Source organism: Microbacterium sp. As-52, from assembly GCF_049949185.1.
GTDB lineage: Bacteria > Actinomycetota > Actinomycetes > Actinomycetales > Microbacteriaceae > Microbacterium > Microbacterium maritypicum_A.
In genome coordinates, this window is the sequence record NZ_CP188171.1 from 3,821,206 (window position 1) to 3,842,058 (window position 20,853).

20 protein-coding genes and 1 tRNA gene are annotated in these 20,853 nt (G+C 66.7%); 9 read left to right on the forward strand and 12 right to left on the reverse strand.

All coding sequences use genetic code 11. The features are described from left to right. Positions 1-86: 86 nt before the first annotated feature. From ACLFA2_RS18450 to ACLFA2_RS18460, 3 genes are read left to right on the forward strand one after another with little or no spacing between them, the layout of a single operon-like run. Positions 87-563, forward strand: coding sequence for a helix-turn-helix transcriptional regulator (locus ACLFA2_RS18450; RefSeq protein WP_046398982.1), 477 nt, complete (start codon positions 87-89; stop codon positions 561-563). 5 nt (positions 564-568) lie between these two features. Further along, positions 569-979: a VOC family protein gene (locus tag ACLFA2_RS18455; RefSeq protein WP_029259226.1), complete on the forward strand. Its 411-nt coding sequence runs from the start codon at positions 569-571 to the stop codon at positions 977-979. 32 nt (positions 980-1,011) lie between these two features. Further along, the gene (locus ACLFA2_RS18460) at positions 1,012-3,369 is read left to right on the forward strand and encodes an ATP-binding cassette domain-containing protein (protein ID WP_426621777.1); all 2,358 of its coding nucleotides are present in this window, start codon (positions 1,012-1,014) and stop codon (positions 3,367-3,369) included. 39 nt (positions 3,370-3,408) lie between these two features. Here the strand turns inward: ACLFA2_RS18460 and ACLFA2_RS18465 are convergent, their stop codons facing one another. Then, complete coding sequence (locus ACLFA2_RS18465; protein ID WP_426621778.1) at positions 3,409-4,278, reverse strand: class I SAM-dependent methyltransferase; 870 nt, start codon at positions 4,276-4,278, stop codon at positions 3,409-3,411. A gap of 221 nt (positions 4,279-4,499) precedes the next feature. On the opposite strand from ACLFA2_RS18465, the gene ACLFA2_RS18470 reads away from it, so the two are divergent. Further along, positions 4,500-4,901, forward strand: coding sequence for an HIT family protein (locus tag ACLFA2_RS18470; RefSeq protein ID WP_426621779.1), 402 nt, complete (start codon positions 4,500-4,502; stop codon positions 4,899-4,901). A 44-nt stretch (positions 4,902-4,945) separates the two neighbouring features. Continuing rightward, on the forward strand, positions 4,946-5,479 hold the full coding sequence (locus ACLFA2_RS18475) for an AAA family ATPase (protein WP_021200576.1): 534 nt from the start codon (positions 4,946-4,948) through the stop codon (positions 5,477-5,479). On the opposite strand, the gene ACLFA2_RS18480 is transcribed toward ACLFA2_RS18475, so the two are convergent. Continuing rightward, entirely contained in the window at positions 5,476-6,534 is a 1,059-nt protein-coding gene (locus ACLFA2_RS18480) for a GNAT family N-acetyltransferase (RefSeq protein WP_021200577.1), read from the reverse strand. The two genes, ACLFA2_RS18475 and ACLFA2_RS18480, sit on opposite strands and share 4 nt — an antisense overlap. Positions 6,535-6,581: 47 nt before the next feature. Then, the gene (locus ACLFA2_RS18485) at positions 6,582-6,950 is read right to left on the reverse strand and encodes a VOC family protein (protein ID WP_031207654.1); all 369 of its coding nucleotides are present in this window, start codon (positions 6,948-6,950) and stop codon (positions 6,582-6,584) included. A 77-nt stretch (positions 6,951-7,027) separates the two neighbouring features. On the opposite strand from ACLFA2_RS18485, the gene ACLFA2_RS18490 reads away from it, so the two are divergent. After that, the gene (locus ACLFA2_RS18490; protein ID WP_426621780.1) at positions 7,028-8,353 is read left to right on the forward strand and encodes an MFS transporter; all 1,326 of its coding nucleotides are present in this window, start codon (positions 7,028-7,030) and stop codon (positions 8,351-8,353) included. Positions 8,354-8,360: 7 nt separating this feature from the next. On the opposite strand, the gene ACLFA2_RS18495 is transcribed toward ACLFA2_RS18490, so the two are convergent. The 7 genes from ACLFA2_RS18495 to polA form a co-directional block, all read right to left on the reverse strand. Further along, entirely contained in the window at positions 8,361-9,173 is an 813-nt protein-coding gene (locus ACLFA2_RS18495; RefSeq protein WP_021200580.1) for an arginase family protein, read from the reverse strand. A gap of 79 nt (positions 9,174-9,252) precedes the next feature. Continuing rightward, on the reverse strand, positions 9,253-9,999 hold the full coding sequence (locus ACLFA2_RS18500) for a formylglycine-generating enzyme family protein (RefSeq protein WP_426621781.1): 747 nt from the start codon (positions 9,997-9,999) through the stop codon (positions 9,253-9,255). A 31-nt stretch (positions 10,000-10,030) separates the two neighbouring features. Next, on the reverse strand, positions 10,031-10,786 hold the full coding sequence (locus tag ACLFA2_RS18505; protein ID WP_021200582.1) for an SGNH/GDSL hydrolase family protein: 756 nt from the start codon (positions 10,784-10,786) through the stop codon (positions 10,031-10,033). 34 nt (positions 10,787-10,820) lie between these two features. Then, on the reverse strand, positions 10,821-12,173 hold the full coding sequence (locus ACLFA2_RS18510) for an MFS transporter (RefSeq protein ID WP_426621782.1): 1,353 nt from the start codon (positions 12,171-12,173) through the stop codon (positions 10,821-10,823). Positions 12,174-12,220: 47 nt separating this feature from the next. Beyond that, on the reverse strand, positions 12,221-13,255 hold the full coding sequence (locus ACLFA2_RS18515; RefSeq protein ID WP_426621783.1) for an LLM class flavin-dependent oxidoreductase: 1,035 nt from the start codon (positions 13,253-13,255) through the stop codon (positions 12,221-12,223). Positions 13,256-13,309: 54 nt separating this feature from the next. Next, a complete protein-coding gene (locus tag ACLFA2_RS18520) occupies positions 13,310-14,986 on the reverse strand; it encodes a DUF885 domain-containing protein (RefSeq protein WP_426621784.1) in 1,677 nt (558 codons plus the stop codon). A gap of 41 nt (positions 14,987-15,027) precedes the next feature. Further along, entirely contained in the window at positions 15,028-17,661 is a 2,634-nt protein-coding gene (gene polA, locus ACLFA2_RS18525) for a DNA polymerase I (RefSeq protein WP_031207658.1), read from the reverse strand. A gap of 45 nt (positions 17,662-17,706) precedes the next feature. On the opposite strand from polA, the gene ACLFA2_RS18530 reads away from it, so the two are divergent. Further along, positions 17,707-18,135, forward strand: coding sequence for a hotdog fold thioesterase (locus tag ACLFA2_RS18530; protein ID WP_021200587.1), 429 nt, complete (start codon positions 17,707-17,709; stop codon positions 18,133-18,135). Here the strand turns inward: ACLFA2_RS18530 and ACLFA2_RS18535 are convergent. Both ACLFA2_RS18535 and ACLFA2_RS18540 read right to left on the reverse strand, forming a co-directional pair. Further along, entirely contained in the window at positions 18,110-18,685 is a 576-nt protein-coding gene (locus tag ACLFA2_RS18535) for a GNAT family N-acetyltransferase (RefSeq protein WP_021200588.1), read from the reverse strand. The genes ACLFA2_RS18530 and ACLFA2_RS18535 overlap by 26 nt on opposite strands. Before the next feature lie 2 nt (positions 18,686-18,687). Further along, on the reverse strand, positions 18,688-19,308 hold the full coding sequence (locus tag ACLFA2_RS18540; protein WP_017830602.1) for an ANTAR domain-containing response regulator: 621 nt from the start codon (positions 19,306-19,308) through the stop codon (positions 18,688-18,690). A gap of 100 nt (positions 19,309-19,408) precedes the next feature. Between ACLFA2_RS18540 and ACLFA2_RS18545 the strand changes: the two genes are divergently transcribed. Further along, positions 19,409-19,491: transfer RNA gene (locus tag ACLFA2_RS18545), tRNA-Leu, on the forward strand. Positions 19,492-19,574: 83 nt separating this feature from the next. Next, positions 19,575-20,834, forward strand: a complete 1,260-nt coding sequence (locus ACLFA2_RS18550) for an alpha/beta fold hydrolase (protein ID WP_426621785.1) — start codon at positions 19,575-19,577, stop codon at positions 20,832-20,834. Positions 20,835-20,853 lie beyond the last annotated feature (19 nt).

Below are 20,853 nucleotides of genomic sequence, written 5' to 3' on the forward strand. Positions count from 1 at the left end.
AGAAGATCCTGTGAGGATGCGCCCTCAGGATAGCGCTCCGCCGGGCCGGAGCGGGGGAGAAGCCGTCTTCCGCGTTTCGTTCCGTCATGCCGCGACTTCCGGGGACATGGCAAGATCAAGTCGTGACCGACGTCGACGAAGTTCGCCTCCGCGAACTCACCGTGATGAGGAGAGTCCGAGACCGCATCGACCGGGAGTACGCACGACCACTCGATGTCGAGGCGCTCGCCCGCGGTGTGCATATGTCGGCGGGGCACCTGAGCCGGCAGTTCAGAGAGGCCTACGGCGAGTCTCCCTACTCGTATCTGATGACCCGACGTATCGAGCGGGCGATGGCACTCCTGCGACGCGGAGACCTGACGGTGACGGAGGTGTGCTTCGAAGTGGGCTGCTCCTCGCTCGGCACATTCAGCACGAGATTCTCCGAGCTGGTCGGTGTCGCACCCAGCGTGTACCGTGAACGCGCTGCCAGCGTCGAGGGAATCCCCTCGTTCCAGGCCAAGCACGTGACCAGACCGATCAGGAATCGAGAAGCGCCGCGCACCGATGCGCACCTAACGTGAACACCATGAACATCAGCATCCACTACGCATTCCTCCCGCACACCGATGCCGAAGCGGCCCTCGCGTTCTATCGCGACGCCCTCGGCTTCGAGGTGCGCAACGATGTCGGGTACGACGGCCTGCGGTGGCTCACCGTCGGGCCCGAGGGTCAGCCGCAGACATCGATCGTGCTGCACCCGCCGGCAACCGATCCGGGCATCACGGACGCCGAGCGTCAGACGATCCTCGAGCTGATCGCCAAGGGCAGCTACGCGGCCCTCACGCTGGCCAGCGATGACGTCGACGCCCTCTTCGAGCGTCTCGTCGAACGTGGAGCCGATGTCGTGCAGGAGCCCATCGATCAGCCCTACGGTGTGCGCGACTGCGCGTTCCGCGATCCTGCAGGCAACCTGCTGCGTATCAACCAGGCCGCCTGACCTTCTCTCCACCGATCCCACGAAAGACGCCGATGACCACGGACGAGCACCCCGCAGACACCCACGACCTGATCCGCGTGCAGGGCGCGCGCGAGAACAATCTCAAGGACGTCAGCGTCGATATCCCGAAGCGCCGTCTGACCGTGTTCACCGGCGTGTCTGGTTCGGGGAAGAGCTCGCTCGTCTTCGACACGATCGCGGCGGAGTCGCGGCGCATGATCGACGAGACCTACAGCGCCTTCGTCCAGGGGTTCATGCCGTCGGTGCCCCGTCCAGATGTCGACATCCTCGAGGGTCTGACCACGGCGATCATCGTCGACCAGGAGCGTCTGGGAGCGAACCCCCGATCGACCGTCGGCACCGTCACCGACGCCAACGCGATGCTCCGCATCCTGTTCAGCAAGCTGGGGCAGCCCTATATCGGCGGACCGACCGCCTTCTCGTTCAACATCCCGACGCAGAAGGCCAGCGGTGTCATGACAGGCCCGGGTGGAGAGAAGAAGATCGTGAAGGATGCGATCTACCTCGGCGGCATGTGTCCGCGATGCGAGGGCAGGGGAGCGGTGTCCGACCTCGATCTCGCCCAGATCGTCGACGAGTCGAAGTCTCTCGACGACGGTGCCATCATGGTGCCCGGCTACACGGCCGATGGATGGATGGTGAAGGGGTTCTCCCAGTCGGGCTTCTATCCCGCGGATAAGCCGATCTCCCAGTTCACCGACAAGCAGCGACACCTCTTCCTCTACGGCGAGGTCACGAAGGTGAAGATCTCCGGGATCAACATGACGTACGAGGGTCTCATCCCGAAGATCACGAAGTCGATGCTCTCGAAGGACCTCGACGCGCTGCAGCCGCACATCCGGGCCTTCGTGGAGCGCGTGGCCACGTTCGCCGTCTGCCCGCAGTGCGATGGGACGCGGCTCACCGAGGGGGCGCGGTCATCGAAGATCGAGGGTGTGAGCATCGCCGATGCGTGCCGCATGCAGGTGACAGACCTGGCCGATTGGGTCCGGGGACTCGATCTCCCTGGCGCCGGTCCGCTGCTTCAGGCGCTCAGCGCCAATCTCGACGCCTTCGTGACGCTCGGCCTCGGATACCTCAGTCTGGAGCGTCCGTCGGGCACGTTGTCCGGGGGAGAGGCGCAGCGCATCAAGATGCTGCGGCACCTCGGCTCATCCCTCACCGACATCACCTACGTGTTCGACGAGCCGACGATCGGTCTGCACCCGCACGACATCCAGCGCATGAACGGCCTGCTGCTGAAGCTGCGGGACAAAGGCAACACCGTGCTGGTCGTCGAGCACAAACCCGAGACCATCGCGATCGGCGACCACGTCGTCGACCTGGGGCCTGGTGCGGGCAGCGCCGGTGGTGAGATCTGCTTCGAGGGCACGGTCGAGGGGCTGAAGGCCAGTGGTACCAAGACCGGTGACCACCTCGAGGATCGGGCCCAGCTCAAGGAGGCAGTGCGCTCCGGAACCGGATCGATCGAAGTGCGCGGGGCCACGGCGAACAACCTCCAGGACGTCGATGTCGACATCCCGACGGGGGTCCTCACCGTCGTGACGGGCGTGGCGGGCTCGGGCAAGAGCTCGCTCATCCACGGGTCGGTGTCCAAGCGCGACGGAGTCGTGGCGATCGACCAGGCCGCGATCAAGGGCTCCCGGCGAAGCAACCCGGCGACGTACACGGGACTCCTCGAGCCGATCCGCAAGGCTTTCGCGAAGGCGAACGGCGTGAAGCCCGCTGTGTTCAGCGCGAACTCCGAAGGCGCCTGCCCCTCGTGCAAGGGCGCGGGTGTGATCATCACGGAGCTCGGCTTCATGGACACGATCGAGACTCCCTGCGAGGACTGCGGAGGCAAGCGCTTCCAGGCCGGGGTACTGGAGTACAAGCTCGCAGGCAAGGACATCACCGAGGTGCTCGATCTGCCGGTCTCCGAGGCACGGGTGTTCTTCAGCGACGGGGAGGCCAAGCTGCCCGCCGCCACGGCGATCCTCGGGCGGATGGAAGACGTGGGACTCGGCTACCTGTCACTCGGGCAGCCGCTGTCGACGCTGTCCGGTGGCGAACGCCAACGCATCAAGCTCGCGATCCAGATGGGGGAGAAGGGCGACGTCTATGTGCTGGACGAGCCCACGACCGGCCTTCACCTCGCCGATGTGGACAAGATCCTGGGACTGCTGGATCGACTCGTGGATGCCGGCAAGACCGTGATCGTGATCGAGCACCATCAGGCAGTCATGGCGCACGCGGACTGGATCATCGACATCGGGCCGGGAGCCGGACACGACGGTGGCAGGATCGTCTTCGAGGGGACGCCGAGGGATTTGGTATCCCAAAAATCGACACTCACGGGGGAGCACCTCGCGCAGTACGTCGGAGCGTGAGAATGGTCGGAGCGCGTGCCCGCGCCCGCACTCCGACCATCACGCGTCTCCGGCGGCTCCGCCTTCGTCGACGCGCGCGATGATCGTGTACGTGCAGGGGATCAGATCCCGCTCGGCTTCGGGCCAGGCGTAGCCGCCGGACACCTCGACCATGCGATCGCTGAATCGCCACGGCAGCGTACGACCTTCATCGAAGTGGACGAGCCTGAGCCCTGCACGCAGCAGCGCACCGAGGATCTCGGACAACGGGTGCGGCCACTCGTAAGTGCGGGCGTGGTCGATACGACCGTCGCCGGCATATGTGCTGTCGTCGTCCCATTGCTGCGCGCGACCGGTCGCGAAGTAGGAATAGCGCGTGGTCAAGATGTCCGCGTCCTCATCCAGCGCGTACAGGGCGGGATGACCGTCGCGGATGAAGAACATCCCGCCCGGACGCAGCAGCTGCACGATCTGCGCCGCCCACCGATCCAGGTCGTCGAGCCAGCTGATCGTCCCGATACTCGTGTACACGACATCGAAGTCACCGGTGACTGCAGCCCGTGCATCGAGCACATCGGTCTGCACCCACGTCGCATCGATACCCAGACGCGCGGCGAGGTCGGTCGCCGCACGGAGCGCAGACGGCGAGAAATCGACGCCGGTCACCGTCGCACCGGCGCGAGCCAGGGAGACCGTGTCGGTGCCGATGTGGCATTGCAGGTGACAGAGATCGAGGCCGGACAGACCGTCCGCAGGAAGGAACGAGGTCATCGTCGCGAGGTCGTCGCGAACGACGTCGCTGAGATGCGCGGGATCGTCGAACGCAGCGAGCCCATAGGCTTTCGTGTGCACCGGGACGCGATCCTCCCAGTTCTCCTGATTCGCGCGTCGCGCAGATTCCCAGTCGATGTCGACGTTGCTTCCGTTCACGAGGCGAGCCTATCGATCACCGCTCTCGGATCACGAAAGATAGCCGATAATGCACATTATGTCAGCTGAGAAGATCGTCAGCGCCACCGGTGACAGATGCAGCTCCCGGTACCAGCACTCCCCCGTGCGATGATCGGTGCGTGCACCCAGCCACCCACGAGCCGCCCGGATATGCGTGTCCGTTCTGCAAAATCCAACAGGGTCTGTACGACCAACTCAGCATGCCGTCCGACGTGGTCGCCGTCACCGACCGTGCATTCGCTCGGATCGCGCCGAAGTGGTGGCCGGGGAACTCCGGAGCGGTCCTCGTCATCCCGCGGACGCACGTGGAGAACATCTACGACCTGTCACCGGATGACGGCTTCGCGGTGTGGGATCTGACGCAGAGGGTGGCGATCGGCATCCGGTCATCCTACGGATGCGAGGGGACCTCCATCCGGCAGCACAATGAGCCCGCAGGAGACCAGGACGTCTGGCACCTGCATGTGCATGTGTTCCCCCGCTTTCCGGACGATCGGCTGTACCAACGACACGGAGACGCGGAGTGGGTGGATCCCGGCCGTCGCGAGACATTCGCGTCGAGACTCAGGGCCGTGCTGGGAATGCCGTTCGCGCTCGATTGATCGCCGGACTCGACCCGCCTGGCGGGCGCTGCAAGGATGGTTCGATGACTCTCACGGGCAGTGGCTCCACGCGTCTCGTCATCCTGCGCGGCGATGCCGCATCGGGGAAGACGACGACTGCGAGGGCACTGCGACCGGCACTAGGTCAACGGGTCGCCATCATTTCTCAAGACCACTTCCGCCGTGAGCTGCTGCACGACCCCAACCGGTTGAGACGCTCTCGAGCGGCGAGCATCCTGATCGTCGGCGCCGCCCGGCAGGCGCTGGACCTCGGTTACGACGTCATCCTCGACGGGATCTTCAATCTGCGCGACTACGCCGAAGCCTTCGAGAGCTTGTACCTCGACCATCGCGGAACGACAGGAATCTATCAGTTCGACGTCGGCCTCGAAGAGACGATTCGGCGCCATGCCGGAAGGCCTCTCGCGAACACTTTCGGGGAGGACGAGATCCGCCGATGGCACGACGGGTGGCAACCACTCCCCTGGTTCGATGAGCGACGGGTCGGCCCGGAGACGACCACCGATCAACTCGTGACGATGATCCTCGAAGATCTCGGCCACCGCATCGTCGACTAAGCCGGTTCCTCAGCCGCCGGATCAGCAATCGGCCACGGTGACCGGAGTCGGCTGTACACGAGCATGTCCCGGCGCTCATCGCCGATCTTCTGCCACGAATGAAGCAACCCTTCGCGCGCATAGCCCGCCTTCTCAGCAGTCCGGAGTGAGGGCCCGTTCGTCGGATCGATGTGCAGCTGCAGACGATGCAGATCGGCGAGGTGCCACGCCCATTCCGTGAGGGTTTGCAGCGCGCTGTAGGCGTATCCCTCGCCGCGTCGCGTGGGTCGGATCCAGTAGCCGACGGTCGCTCGACCCTGGTCCCGGTCACGAAGCCACAGCCCGATCTGCCCCACGCATTCTTCGTTCGCCTCGATCGCGAACGAGTAGCCGATACCCTTCGCTGCCCGCTCGTGCTGCCGGACCAGCCACGCGCCGGCGAGCCCGGGATCAGCGACGATGGGAACGGTGGTGACGTCGGTGATCGAACGATCGAAGGACGCCTCCAACACGGCATCGATGTCAGATTCCTCGAAAGGTCGGAGAACGATCTCGGGACCCTGTACCCGCGGAACGCTGAGTCCTGAGGTACCCGCGATCGCTCCGCTGTGCGGATCGACGAGATCACGGCGATAGGTGATCATGGGCTCGCCGCCGAGCGGGTGCGGGACAGGCTCCGAGACCGCCGCGAAGCCCTCCGATTCGTAGAGCGGGATGGCGGCGTTCCCTCGCCGCACCGCGAGTTCGAGGCTGAAGAAGCCGGCACCCGTCGAATACTGAATCGCATCGCGCAGCAGGGCACGACCACGTCCCTGCCCGGCGGATGACGGCATCACGGCGATCCGCTCCAACACGGCCGTCGTCTCGTCGTGTGTCTTCGGCGTGGTGAGAGCGAAACCCGCCAGAGGCTCCCCCGTGAGCGCGAACCGGAGGACATGGCCATCGAACAGCTTTCGCATGCGATCGGCGATCGAGCGGGAGTCGACATCCCCGTCACGGTGCCGGAGCGCGTGAATCCAGACGTCCACGCATCTCTCGATGTCCTCGGGGATGTCACCCGCCACGATGTCCGTCATACCGGCAATCGTCGCACGCGCGACACCGGCGAAGCCACGGCTGACTCCTACTGCGTCGACCAGACTCCGAGCTCCGTGCCCGTCGGGTCGGCGAAGTGCAGGCGTCGCCCGCCGGGGAACGCGTACGGCTCTTGGAGGATCGTTCCGCCGGCCTTCTCGATAGCCGCCTTCGTGGCGTCGAGGTCTTCCGAATAGAGCAGTACGAGCGGACCTCCGACGGGACGCGGCTCGTCGGCCAGCATCAGACCGCCGGCTTCGTTGCCGTCGCCTCGTGGCGACACGATCCCGGCGTATCCGGGGCCGTAGTCGTTGAAGCTCCAGCCGAAGGCGTCACCGAAAAAGCTCTTCGACGCCTCCAGATCGGTGACGACGAGCTCGACGTAGTCGAGTGAGTGGTGCAAAGGGGAACTGGTCATGGCGCCACCGTAGCGACCCCGACCGACATCGAGCGGAGGTCGCCGAATGCGCGCCGTCGGAGGAGTAGCGTTGAGGCGTGCCGCAGGTCTCCCCCTCCCCCGTCTCGACACCGGGGTGGAGAGCCTGGGTGATCTGGTCGGTCGGAGTCGCCGCTTACGTGTTGGCCATCACGAACCGCACATCGCTCGGCGCTGTCGGCGTCGAAGCGGCCGACCGCTTCCAGGCGGATGCATCGACGCTCGCTCTTTTCGCCGTGGTCCAGCTCGCCGTGTACGGCGGAATGCAGATCCCGATCGGAGTGCTCCTCGATCGCTTCGGCTCGCGCCCGATCATGACCGTCGGCATGCTGCTGATGGCCGCGGGCCAGCTGACCATGGCCCTCTCCCCCAGCATCGGCATCGCGATCTTCGCGCGTGTCCTGCTCGGTGCCGGTGATGCCGCTATCTTCCCCGCGGTGCTACGACTCGTCGCGACCTGGTTTCCCGCCCAACGCGGGCCGCTCATGGTCCAGTTCACCGGCATCATCGGTCAAGCCGGCCAGCTGATCGCCCTGGTCCCGCTGGCCGCACTCCTGCACGCCACCAACTGGACCATCACCTTCGGCAGCATCGCGGGCCTCGGTGTGCTGTTCACCATCCTCGTGGCGCTGGTGATTCGCAACCATCCCGCAGAGCGCGGCGCCGACGTCACGGTGAACACCGATACCGGTGTCGTCCGCGTCGTCACCTCCGCCATAGATACCGGTGTCGGCATACGTGCCGCCTGGGCACACCCGGGCACGCGGCTGGCCTTCTGGTCGCACTTCACGACCCCGTTCGCGGGTACCGCGTTCGTGCTGCTCTGGGGAATGCCCTTCCTCACCGCGGTGGAAGGGCTCGATACGGCCCACGCCGCGGGAATCATCTCCGTATATGTCGTGGCCGGCATGCTTCTGGGACCCCTCATCGGCGACCTCTCCCGGCGGCTTCCGAATCACCGGTCGCTCGCGCTGGTGCTCCCCGCCGTCGGGGTGCAGATGGCAGCGTGGGTCGCTGTCATCGCTGTGCCCGACACCGCGCCCATCTGGCTCCTCTATGTGCTGGCGATCGCCCTCGCGACCGGAGGGCCCGCCTCCATGATCGCGTTCGACCATGCGCGGACGCACAACCCCACCCACCGTCTGAGCACCGCCACCGGTGTGACGAACGCGGGAGGGTTCATCGCCGCGCTCATCGCCATCTTCCTCATCGGCCTCGCACTCGACCTGCAGGGCGCCGGCACTCCCGAGACATACTCGCTCGGGGCCTTCCGGATCGCGTTCCTGATGCCGATCCCCCTCTGGATCATCGGCACGGTGTTCATCCTCATCGAACGCAAGCGGACGCGCATCCGGATGGGCCTCGATCCGGAACGTCGGCACTGAGCGCACCCTATCGGAGCAGGTGCTGCAGCGTCTCCACGATGAGCTCGACGCTGACGCGCTCCGGCACCTCATCGTCGCCCGCTTCGAACTCCGCGAGTTCGATCCCCCGGACCGAGTCGGACGGCAGCGCCGCGAAAATCGCCGCCACGTGGTGAGGCAGCAAGCCGCCTCCGACCCGGTAGGCGGCGGGGATGTACCCGGGTTCGAGCACGTCCCAATCGACGTGGATCCACACGGGACGTCCGGCGACGAGTTCGAGGACGCGCTCCGGCGTGCTCTCGGAAGGAGCGAGAACGGTGACCCCCGCTTCGGCGAGCAACTCACCCTCAGCGACGTCGATGTCGCGACCGCCGACCACGATCACCTGCTTCGGATCGATGCCGTCGCCGTGCCCACTGTCCCAGAGTCCGCACGCCGCGGCCAGGACCATACCGCCGAGATAGCCCGAATCCGTCGTATCCGGAGTGTTGAAGTCGCCGTGTGCGTCGATCCAGAGCACGACGGCGTCGGGATGATGCTCGGCAGCAGTGGGAAGAGTGCCGAGGCTCGCCGCGCAGGTGTTCGTGATCAGGAGGGGTGTCGCGCCCGTAGAGATGGCGTCGTGCACCGCTGCGCGCAATCCGCTCAGAGTCGCCTCCGCTTCGGGAAGAGCGACGGACCAGTCATCGACCAGGCCCGGTGTCGGGGTGCCGACGACGTGCGGTTCGATCTCCAGCAATGCCGAGACCGCGTCACCCACGCGTCGTGCCCCCACGAGCGCTCCGTCGGTGCGATCGGCCACTCGGCCTTGGGAGACGATAAGCGCGTAGGAAGGTGCCATGTCTCCAGCTTTCCATCCGCGGGATGACAGGACAAAACGTGGAGTGATGCGGACACGGCGGCCGCGCGGTACCGGCGTCTCAGCTCCGACGAGGCGTCCATCCGGAAGGCAACGGTCCATTCCGGACAGCACGTTCGCGGTCCGCGCGCGCGGACCAGCCCTGTGCACCGTCGACCGTGTCGAACGCACCCCGCGCCAGTCGGATCCCGACATCGTCATGGTGCATGCGCGGCGCGCCCCCGCGACGCACCGATGCCCGCACGCTCCACGCGTCGTCGGCGAACCCGCCGCCGCGGAAGACACGGTAGTCGTCATAACGGGCGGGATCCAACAGGTCCCAGCACCACTCCCAGACGTTGCCGAGCGTGTCGAAGAGACCGTTGAGGTTCGGCAGCTTGCCGCCGATGTCCTGCGGAGAGGACACCCCGTCCGCACTCGTCCATGCCGCATCGGCAAGAGGCGCATAGTGCGGACCTGTCGACCCGGCGCGGCAGGCGAACTCCCACTCCGCTTCTGTGGGGAGCCGGTACCCGTCGGCGGTCGTGTCCCAGGTCACCTCCTCGCCATCGAACAGATAGACCCGATCCAGGCCCTCCCATTCGGATGCGGCGTTGCAGAAGTGGACCGCGCGCAACCAACTGAGGTCGGCGGCGGGGCGACGCGGGTGGCGCACCGGGATGCCCAGCACCTCGGTGAGCTGCTCCTCCGTCACCGGATACACACCGATCCGGAACGGCTCGAGTGTCACATCACGCCGCTCGTCACGACGCGCATCGTGCAGCGTTAGAACACCGGCGGGTATACGCGCCAATTCGAAGTCGCTCACCGATCCCCCGCAACCGAGGAACCGCTTCGCATCACGAGGGCACTCGTTCGACCCAGGACGGGTACTTCGCCGTGCGGCCATCGCCCGACGAGGTGCGCGTCACGCGTCGGCGGACCCAGGGACCGACGAACTCCCGGTAGTAGGCGAGCCCCGATGGCCCGGTACCCAGTCGATCATTCGGGGCCCACCATGTCGCCGGGGGCTCGAAACCGAGCGCGTGCAGCACGCGGGCAGCGACACGGTGGTGACCCGCCGCGTTCATGTGCAGACGGTCATCCGCCCAGTACGCACCGCGCGAGAGCTCACGATCCGGCCAATTGAGTGCTCGGACCACGTCGGGGCGCTCTTCGATCCGCCGGAGCACCGCGTCGGAGAGCAGATCGCCGCGCCGCTGGACGAGGGAGCCCATCGGGAGCTGCCCGCTGGGATTGGCACCCGAGAGCAGGATCATGGTCACGCCCTCCTCATCGCACCGACGCAGCACTCGGCTGAAGGCATCGGCGATGTGCTCGACATCGGTGCGCGGGCGCAGCATGTCGTTGCCACCGCCGTTGAAGGAGAGATGCGTCGGGCGCAGGGCGAGCGCGGGTTCGAGCTGCTGCTCGACGATCGGCCAGGCGAGCTTGCCCCTGATCGCGAGGTTCGCGTACTGGATGGAGTGGCCCGCCGCGTCCGCCCAGCCTTGGGCCGCGAGATCGGCCCAGCCGCGCTCCCGCCCATCCGGAAGAACGTCACCGACCCCCTCGGTGAACGAGTCGCCGATCGCCACGAACCGCACATCTGCCATCGTCCCAGCCTATTGCGGCTCACGACGCGCGGCGTCAACGGTCGTCGAGAGCCTGACCACCCCGATCGACGAGCCCCCATGCCGCGGCGGCCGCACCGAGGAAGCACACGCCGAACACGGCGAACAGCAGCGGAGCCCCACCGGCGATCAGAAGGACCGGTACGGAAAGCGGCGCCACGATCGATGCGATGCGGCCGACCCCGGCGGCCCAGCCCGTGCCCGTTCCCCGCAACGACGTCGGATAGATCTCGGGCGTGACGGCGTACAGCGCGCCCCAGGCACCGAGGTTGAAGAAAGACAGAGCCATGCCCGCAGCGATGATCGCCCCCTCGGTCGTGGCCGTGCCGAAGATCACAGCCGAGACGGCCGACCCCAGAAGGAACACCGACAGGGTCAGCCGTCGCCCCCAGACCTCGATCAGCCACGCGGCGACCGCGTATCCCGGAAGCTGCGCGAGCGTGATGATCAGTGTGAATCCGAACGAGCGGACGAGATCGAACCCGGCGTCCACGAGGATGCTCGGAATCCAGATGAACGCGCCGTAGTAGGCGAAGTTCACGCCCAGCCACACCACCCAGAGGCAGAGGGTGCGCAGGCGGAACTCGGGGTTCCAGAGCGTGGCGAGGCGGGCCCGAGCCGTGACCGCGATCGCGCGGGACGCCGGCTCCTTCCGAATGGTCGGGGCCGTCCCCACACCGGCATCAGCCTCGAAGGCCGAGACGATGCGATCAGCTTCCGCGATGCGTCCACGCGAGGCGAGCCATCGTGGAGACTCGGGCATCCGCCACCGCACGAACAGTGCATACACGGCAGGAATCGCGCCGAGCGCGAAGGCCCAGCGCCAACCGTCGTCGGACGCCGGGATGACCAGGAACCCGATGACGGCGGCTGCCGTCCATCCGAGCGCCCAGAAGGCCTCCAACACGACGATCAGACGACCGCGGATTCGGGCCGGTGCGAACTCGCTCACGTACGTCGACGCGACCGGGAGCTCGGCACCGAGACCGAGCCCGACGAGGAATCGCAGCACGAGGAGTGCCGCGATTCCGCCGACGAGCGCGCTGGCCCCGGTCGCGATGCCGTGCACGAGCAGGGTGAGGGCGAACACCTGGCGGCGACCGAAGCGATCGGCCAGCAGACCGCCGAGCGTCGCACCGATGGCCATCCCGATGAAACCGACCGAGGCGATCCACCCCGCCTCGCCCTTGGTCAGTCCCCACTGCTGCGTGAGGGCCGCGAGGATGAAGGAGATCAGACCGACATCCATCGCGTCCAGCGCCCATCCGAGCCCGGATCCGGTGAGCAGCCGGAGGTGTCGACGCGTGAACGGCAGGACGTCCAGGCGCTCGGCCAGCGATGAGCGGCTCGGCAGGGCGGTGTTGGCCATGCTCCTCATCGTAGAGCCGAGCGCCGGACGCCCCGCACGCGATATCGTCAGTCCTGCGCGCTGAGGATCCGCTTCACCCGAGGGATCACTTCCGTGCCGTACAGCTCGATGCTGCGCATCATCGACTCGTGCGACAGTGTGCCTGTGGCGTACTTCAGGTCGAAGCGGCCGAGACCCAAGGTCGTGATCGTGTCGGCGATCTTCGCGGCGACTCGATCCGGTGAGCCCGCGTAGATCGCCCCTTCCGGACCGACATCGTTCTGGAAACGCGCGCGGCTGTATGCCGGCCAGCCGCGCTCGCGGCCAATGGTGTTGTTCATCGCCTCGAATCCGGAGTACGCCGCGTCCCAGGCCTCCGCGTCGGTTTCGGCGATGTGGCCCGGGGAATGAACGGAGACGGGGTGCGAGGTCGTGCCGAACGACGCCACCGAGCGGTGGTACAGGTCGACGAAGGGCTTGAACCGCGCCGCCGGTCCCCCGATGATCGCGAGCATCAGCCCCAGGCCGTGACGCGCGACGCGCACGACGGACTCCGGGCTTCCACCGACACCGACCCAGGTACGCAGCCCCATCTCGGTCTTGGGGAACACATTCGCGTTGTCGAGCGACGCCCGCATCGTGCCCGACCACGTCACGGGCTCTTCTTTGAGCAGCTCGACGAAGAGCTCCAGCTTCTGCTCGAACAGTGCGTCGTAGTCGCGGAGGTCGTAGCCGAACAGGGGGAAAGACTCGATGAAGGATCCGCGCCCGAGAACGACCTCGGCGCGACCGTCCGAAAGCGCGTCCAGCGTCGAGAAGCGTTCGAACACGCGTACCGGATCGTCGGAGGACAACACGGTCACCGCGGTGCCTAGTCGGATGTGTTCCGTGCGAGCCGCGATCGCGGCCAGCACCATCTCCGGCGCGGACACAGCGAACTCGGCGCGGTGGTGTTCCCCCACCCCGAAGAAGTCCACGCCCACCGTGTCGGCGAGCTCTGCCTGCTCCACGACGTTGCGGATGGTCTGCGCTCCGGTGAGGAGCTCTCCGTCTGTATCCCTCGTGATGTCCCCGAAGGTGTCCAGCCCGAATTCGATGCCCATGTCATCCCTCTCTATTCAGGTGAATGAACACGCGGCGATCGAATCGCATTCCCGTCAGCGCGGAAGCAGGGCGCTGCGCAGCGTGTCGAGGCCGACCCCACCCATGTCGAGCGCGCGCTTGTGGAAGCCCTTGAAGGAGAAGGCGTCGCCCTCCGCCGCACGGACGCCGTCACGCACCTGCTCCCAGATGCGCTGACCGACCTTGTACGACGGAGCCTGCCCCGGCCAGCCGAGGTAGCGGTTCACCTCGAACTGCACGAACTGATCCGACATGTTCACGTTCTGACGCATGAAGTCGAGTGCGTACTCCGCATCCCACACTCCCGTGCCATCGAGACGTGGCTTGCCCAGGTGTACGCCGATGTCGAGCACCACACGGGCCGCCCGCATACGCTGTCCGTCGAGCATGCCGAGTCGATCGGCGGGATCGTCGAGGTAGCCGAGCTGCTCCATCAGACGCTCGGCGTACAGGGCCCAACCCTCGGCGTGGCCCGAGGTGCCGGCCAACAGCCGGCGCCAGGAGTTGAGCTCGGCCCGGTTGTACACGGCCTGGGCGATCTGCAGGTGGTGACCCGGCACGCCCTCATGGAAGACGGTGGTGAGCTCTCGCCAGGTGTCGAACTCCGTGACGCCCTCGGGAACGGACCACCACATACGACCGGGACGCGAGAAGTCGTCGGTCGGGCCCGTGTAGTAGATGCCACCTTCCTGGGTGGGCGCGATCATGCACTCGAGCGTGCGGATCGCCTCGGGGATGTCGAAGTGGGAGGCTCCGAGTTCGGCGACCGCGCGATCGCTCGTCTCCTGCATCCACTTCTGGAGAGCGTCGGTGCCCACGAGCTTGCGGGCGGGGTCGGCTTCGAGGTGGGCCACGGCCTCTTCGACGGAGGCCCCCGGCAGGATCTCATTCGCGATCGCGGTCTGCTCCGCCACCATGCGCGCGAGCTCTTCGCGGCCCCACTCGTAAGTTTCGTCGAGGTCGATCGTCGCACCGAGGAAGCGACGGGAGTTGAGCGCGTACAGGTCGCGTCCGACGGCGTCGACCTCTCCGGCGGCGGGGGCGAGTTCCTCCGCGAGGAAGCGGCGCAGCTCGTCGTACGCGACGCGTGCGGCGGCGGAGTTGTCGGCGAGAGTACGCGCGAGCGAGGCAGGCAGCTGGCCTTCTTCGGGGTCGGCCTCCGCGACGAACGCGGCGAAGAATCCGTCATCCGCGGTGTAACGGTCGATCTGCGTCGCGACCTCGATCACTTGACGACGTGCCGGCGTCACCCCCTCGGCGATACCGGTGCGCAGCGTCTCGACGTAGCCACGGAGGGCGTCGGGAACAGCGGCGAGCCTCGTCGCGATCACGTCCCAGTTCTCGACGGTCGCGGTAGGCATCAGATCGAAGGCCGCGCGCACATCCTGCGCCGCCGAGGCGATGACGTTGAGATCGCGCAGATACCACTTCGCGTCGTGCAACTCGAGATCGAGACGCAGCTCCGCGCCCAGGTCGGTCTTGGTCACCTCGTCGATCGCGTCGACGGGCTCGAGGGCCGAGAGCCTGTCGAGCGTCGCGCGGGTCGCAGCGGCGATCTCTTCATGCCCAGCGGGACTCAGGTCACCGAAGCGATCGTTCACCTCGTCGCGGCCGATGTAGGTCCCGAGAGTGGGCGCCAGTACCGCGATCGTGTCGACCCATTCATCGGCGACGGCGTCGATGGCGGAGGGAGTGCGGGGAGCTGAAGTCATAGTTGTCAGCCTAATCCCCGACCCCCTCTCGCCGCCGGGTCTCAGTGCGCTGCTTCGTTCCAGTCGCGGCCGCGTCCGACCTGCACGTCGAGCGGCACCGAGAGCTCGGCCGCATCCCCCATCCGGGCGCGCACGATCCGCTCCGTGGCATCCCACTCCCCCGGAGCGACCTCGACCACGAGTTCGTCGTGGATCTGCAGCAGCACACGAGAGGAGAGCTGCTCGGACCGGAGATCGTCGTGGATGTGCAGGAGCGCGATCTTCATGATGTCGGCCGCACTGCCCTGGATCGGAGCGTTGAGCGCCGCACGCTCGGCGTTCTCACGCAGCACCCGGTTCGGACTCGCCAGGTCAGGGAACGGACGACGGCGACCGAAGATCGTCTCGGTGTAGCCGACCTCCTTCGCCTTCATCACCGAGGCCCGCAGATAGTCGCGCACGGCGCCGAAACGTGCGAAGTACTCGACCATGAGCTGCTTGGCCTCGGACTGCTCGATACGCAGCTGCTTGGAGAGACCGAAGGCGGAGAGGCCGTAGACGAGACCGTACGACATGGCCTTCACCTTGGTGCGCATGGCCGCAGTGACGTCGCTCGGCTCGACGCCGAACACCCGCGCGCCGACGAAACGGTGAAGGTCTTCTCCGCTGTTGAACGCTTCGATCAATCCTTCGTCACCGGACAGGTGCGCCATGATGCGCATCTCGATCTGCGAGTAGTCAGCCGTGAGCAGAGACTCGTACCCCTCGCCGACTTCGAAAGCACTGCGGATGCGGCGAGATTCCTCGGTGCGCACCGGGATGTTCTGCAGGTTCGGATCGGTGCTGGAGAGACGACCGGTCTGGCTTCCGGTCTGCACATAGGTCGTGTGCACACGGTGGTCGTCGCCGATGGCCGTGTCGAGCGACTCGATGATCTGGCGCAGCTTTGTGGCTTCGCGATGCTGCAGCAGAAGGCTCAGGAAGGGATGGGGATTGCTCTCCTGCAGGTCGGCCAGCACCGCGGCATCCGTCGAGTAGCCGGTCTTGGTCTTGCGGGTCTTGGGGAGCTGGAGGTCTTCGAACAGGACCTCTTGGAGCTGCTTGGGCGAGCCGAGGTTGAACTCCCGTCCCACGACGGAGAACGCCTCCTGCGCGAGCCCTTCGGCTCGGGTGGCGAGCTCACCGGAGAACGTCGACAGCACGTCGTGAGAAACCGCCACGCCCGCGACCTCCATATCGGCGAGGGTGAGCAGTGTCGGGAGCTCGATGTCGACCAGGACCGCGGCGACCGGCTCGGGGATGTCTTCACGAAGCGCATCGGCGACGCGAAGCGCGAACCATGCCTCCTGCGACGGGGTGGCCCCCTCCGTCTCGGGGACGAGCTGCGTCGGATCGGCCTCGGGAAGCTTCTCGCCGAGGTAGCGTTCGACCAGATCGGAGAGCGTCTTGTCGGGGAAGCTGGGGCGCAGGAGCCAGCCAGCCAGGCTCGTGTCGTAGGCGAGCCCGCCGAGGCGGATACCCTGGCGGATCAGCGCCTTCACCTGCGGCTTCGCATCGTGGAGCACCTTCGGCGCGTCGGACTCGATCCATCCGCGCAACGCTTCGGCGGCGGCGTCTGCCCAGTCGGTCTCGCGGAGCTCGGTCAGCGTGGCGGCACCGATGCGCACGGGGACCCCGCCTTGGGTCGTGATGCGCAGAGAGACGTCGCCTTCCTGGGCCGCGGCCCACGTGGCGAGATCGGTCGGCGTCACCTCAGCGGGGACGGGAAGGACGACGACGGATGCGGGGTCGTCGGCGACCTCGCCTGCGCCCACGGCCTCGAACACGCGAGGCAACAGGGTGCGGAACTCGAGGCGCGCGAAGATGTCACGCACAGCCTGCGGATCGATCGGTGCCACCGCGAGATCGGCGGGGCCGACCGGAAGCTCGACGTCGGTGAGCAGGCGGTTGAGCTTGCGGTTGCGACGGACGTCCTCGATGTGGTCGCGGAGGTTGCCGCCGACCACACCCTTGATCTCATCGGCACGGGCGATCAGCTCATCGAGCGAGCCGAACTGCGTGAGCCACTTGACCGCGGTCTTCTCGCCGACCTTCGGCACGCCGGGGAGGTTGTCGCTCGTCTCCCCGACGAGTGCCGCGATGTCGGGGTACTGCTCTGGTCGCACCCCGTAGCGCTCCTGAACGGTGGACGGGTCGTAGCGCTTGAGCTGGGAGACACCCTGCACCGACGGGTACAGCAGGGTGACATCGTCGTTGACGAGCTGGATCGTGTCGCGGTCGCCGGAGACGACGAGCACTTCGAAGCCCTGCTCCGCGCCCTGCGACGCGAGGGTCGCGAGGATGTCATCGGCCTCGATCCCCTCTTTCGTCAGGACCGGGATGGACATGGCGGCGAGGCAATCCTGAAGGAGAGGGATCTGACCCTTGAACTCCTGCGGCGACTCCGACCGCGTCGCCTTGTATTCCGGGTACTCATCCGTGCGGAACGAATGACGCGAGGTGTCGAAGGCGATCGCCAGATGCGTCGGCTGCTCGGCCTTGATGAGGTTCACCAGCATCGACAGGAAGCCGTAGATGCCGTTGGTGTGCTGATTGTCCTTGGTCGTGAAATTGTCGACCGGGAGGGCGAAGAAGGCACGATAAGCGAGCGAGTGGCCGTCGACGACCATGAGGGTAGGCTTTGCGGAGTCCGTCACCCTGTCAGCCTAACGAGGACGACAGACACCCGCTGAGGAGGATGCATGAGCGACGTCGCGATGAGCGAGGGACTCGACTGGGCCACGGCCCGTGGAATGGGTGCTCTGGCCGAGAAGATGGGCATGGAGTTCGTCGAGTTCAGCGTCGAGCGCTGCGTCGCGACCATGCCCGTCGAAGGCAACACCCAGCCGGTGGGACTCATGCACGGCGGCGCCTACGTGGTGCTCGGGGAATCCCTCGGATCGATGGCGGCGAACCTGCACGCCGGTGCCGGCCGACTCGCCGTCGGTGTCGACATCAACGCGACGCACACGCGGTCGGCGACCTCGGGTGTCGTCACGGGAGTGTGCACGCCCGTGCACCTGGGCAGGAGCATCACCGTTCACGAGATCGTGGTCACGGACGATCAGGGGCGCCGCTGCTCGACGATCCGCATCACCAACATGATCAAGGACCTTCCCGCCGAGCGCTGAGCGGTTCCTCCAGCAGTCGCTGGAACAGCAGGTGGTCCTGCCACTCCCCCGCGATGCGGAGGTAGTTCGGCGCCATACCGATGCGCTCGAAGCCGTTTCCGAGCAGCACCCGTTGTGACCCGAGATTGTGCAGCAGCGTCGCCGCCTGCAGCCGATGGAGGCGCAGTTCCGCGCGCGAGTACTCGATGATCTGCGCGACCCCGCGGCTCGCGAGCCCACGGTGCAGCCTCGACCTGTCGACCCAGTATCCGAGGTCGGCGCTCCAGAACGCGCCACGGACGATGTTGTTGATGTTCATCCGTCCGCGGATCTCTCCGTCATCGGATTCGATGACGAAGCGGATGCTGCGGCCACTGGCCGCATCATCCACGCATTGCTGCACATGCTGCTCTTGCGAGTCGACGGAGAAGAACGCCTCGCTGCGGGTGGGTTCCCACGGTGCGAGATGCTCGCGGTTCGCGAGATAGGCGCGCGAGAGCGCAGCGCCATCGCCCCGCCGTACGGGCCGCAGGATGTGCTCGGTATCGAGCCGGAGGAACCCGGCGTCCACCGCTACTTCTTGGGAGCGAGCTGTTCGATGATCGCCTTGGCGACGTCCTGCATCGTCAGACGGCGGTCCATGGACGCCTTCTGGATCCATCGGAACGCCTCGGGCTCGCTCAGGCCCATCTTCTCGTTGAGGAGGCCCTTGGCACGGTCGACGAGCTTGCGAGTCTCGAAGCGCTCCACCATGTCGGCGACCTCGGCCTCGAGCGTGATGATCTGCTCGTGGCGGGCCAGCGCGATCTCGATCGCGGGCAGGAGGTCGTTCGGGGTGAACGGCTTCACGACGTACGCGAGAGCACCCGCCTCGCTGGCGCGCTCGACGAGCTCCTTCTGGCTGAATGCCGTGAGGAGGACGACGGGGGCGATGTTGCCCTTGTGCAGCTTCTCGGCGGCACTGATGCCATCGAGCTGAGGCATCTTGACGTCCATGATGACCAGGTCGGGGCGCAGCTCGGTCGCCAGAGCGACCGCGGTCTCTCCGTCACCGGCCTCGCCGACGACATCGAAGCCGTTGTCGCGGAGGATCTCGACGATGTCGAGACGGATCAGCGACTCATCTTCGGCGACGACGACGCGTCGGGGTGCGGATGACGTGGGCTGCTCAGCCTGCTCTTCTTGCTCTGTCACACAACCATCCTAGTGGAGTGCCCCTGTCCGCAGGCCCTCGGCGCTCGGCGCGGACGTTCACGCGCCTCGCCTGCGCTAAAGTCGTAGACGCGACACACGAGCCGGCGTGGCGGAATGGCAGACGCGGAGCACTCAAAATGCTTTGTCCGAAAGGGCGTGTGGGTTCGAGTCCCACCGCCGGCACCCTCGATGGGACTCCCTCCGTCGTCTCCTCCGCGCCCACCAGCCCCCTCCCTCGAAACGGCCCCGTGCGCTAGAAAGTCCTTATGCACGAAGGCGACGACCTGCCTGCCGCACACGCTGCGCGTCCGCGACGTCGTCGCCGTGCCCTCATCGTCATCGGCGCCGTCCTCGCCGTGGCACTCATGCTCCTCGCCGCCGAGGTGACACGGAGAACCCTCGCCGAGCAGGACGAAGCCCGAGCAGATCCCGCGTTCTACACCCTCCCCTCTCCCCCACCCCGGGGAGATCCGGGCGAGATCATCCGCATCGAGTCGATCGAGAGCGCACCCGTGGGCGCCGTCGCGTGGCGCGTGATCTACCACTCCCGCGATCTCGTGGGGGCGGACATCCCTGTCTCCGGCGTGGTGATCGTCCCGGACGGGCCTGCTCCCGAGGGCGGACGCACCGTGATCTCCTGGGGCCATCCCACCACCGGTGCGGCATCGACGTGTGCGCCTTCACGCGGCCTGGATCCGTTCCAGTACATCGAGGGGATGCATGAGCTGCTCGCCGAGGGCTACGCGGTCGTGGCCACCGACTATCCGGGGCTCGGCGTCGAAGGCGCGTCGTCGTATCTGCTCGGCGTGCCCGAGTCCAACAGTGTGCTCGACATCGTCCGGGCGGCGCGACGGATCGACGACGCACACGTGAGCGACCGGGTCGTGCTGTGGGGACACTCGCAGGGCGGGCAGGCTGTGCTCTTCGCTGCGGAACGTGCAGCGGAGTACGCGCACGAGCTCACGATCGAAGGGGTCGCCGTGGCGGCCCCGGCGGCGAATCTGAACGCCCTGATGACCGACGACATCGTGAACCTCTCCGGCGTCACGATCGCTTCCCTCGCCGTTCCGGCCTACGAGGCCGCCTACGCCGAGCAGTACGGCGCCACGGAGATCACCGGCATCCTCACCCCCGCCGGGCTGAAGGCGACACCGGCGATGGCCGCCCTGTGCCTGCTCACCCAGAACGATGAGATCCACGCGATCGCCGATCCCCTGGTCGGCGGATACGTCCGGAGCGATCCCGCCACGACGGAACCGTGGCAGACGATGTTGCAGGAGAACAGTGCGGGGAACAGTCCCGTCAGAGTGCCCGTCTTCGTCGGCCAGGGAGAAGCCGACGAACTCGTGCTGCCGAGCGCGACCGAGGACTACGTGAAGCTGCTGTGCACGCAGAACGCCGAGGTGACGTTCCACCGCTACCCCGGCGTCACCCACGGCCTCGCCGCCTATGCCTCCCTGCCGGACCTGCTGCTGTGGCTCCCGACGCTGGACGGAGACCGCGCAGAGGCTGACGGCTGCCGGTGACCTTCTGATCCTCGGCGAC

Bases quoted from the DNA above. Each gene is read 5' to 3' on its own strand.
- ACLFA2_RS18455 (WP_029259226.1), top strand. From the start codon at position 569: ATGAACATCAGCATCCACTACGCATTCCTCCCGCACACCGATGCCGAA.
- ACLFA2_RS18530 (WP_021200587.1), top strand. From the start codon at position 17,707: ATGAGCGACGTCGCGATGAGCGAGGGACTCGACTGGGCCACGGCCCGT.
- ACLFA2_RS18510 (WP_426621782.1), bottom strand. From the start codon at position 12,173: ATGGCCAACACCGCCCTGCCGAGCCGCTCATCGCTGGCCGAGCGCCTG.
- ACLFA2_RS18550 (WP_426621785.1), top strand. From the start codon at position 19,575: ATGCACGAAGGCGACGACCTGCCTGCCGCACACGCTGCGCGTCCGCGA.
- ACLFA2_RS18485 (WP_031207654.1), bottom strand. From the start codon at position 6,950: ATGACCAGTTCCCCTTTGCACCACTCACTCGACTACGTCGAGCTCGTC.
- ACLFA2_RS18470 (WP_426621779.1), top strand. From the start codon at position 4,500: ATGCCGTCCGACGTGGTCGCCGTCACCGACCGTGCATTCGCTCGGATC.
- ACLFA2_RS18495 (WP_021200580.1), bottom strand. From the start codon at position 9,173: ATGGCACCTTCCTACGCGCTTATCGTCTCCCAAGGCCGAGTGGCCGAT.
- ACLFA2_RS18460 (WP_426621777.1), top strand. From the start codon at position 1,012: ATGACCACGGACGAGCACCCCGCAGACACCCACGACCTGATCCGCGTG.
- ACLFA2_RS18450 (WP_046398982.1), top strand. From the start codon at position 87: ATGCCGCGACTTCCGGGGACATGGCAAGATCAAGTCGTGACCGACGTC.
- ACLFA2_RS18505 (WP_021200582.1), bottom strand. From the start codon at position 10,786: ATGGCAGATGTGCGGTTCGTGGCGATCGGCGACTCGTTCACCGAGGGG.
- ACLFA2_RS18515 (WP_426621783.1), bottom strand. From the start codon at position 13,255: ATGGGCATCGAATTCGGGCTGGACACCTTCGGGGACATCACGAGGGAT.
- ACLFA2_RS18480 (WP_021200577.1), bottom strand. From the start codon at position 6,534: ATGACGGACATCGTGGCGGGTGACATCCCCGAGGACATCGAGAGATGC.
- ACLFA2_RS18520 (WP_426621784.1), bottom strand. From the start codon at position 14,986: ATGACTTCAGCTCCCCGCACTCCCTCCGCCATCGACGCCGTCGCCGAT.
- ACLFA2_RS18475 (WP_021200576.1), top strand. From the start codon at position 4,946: ATGACTCTCACGGGCAGTGGCTCCACGCGTCTCGTCATCCTGCGCGGC.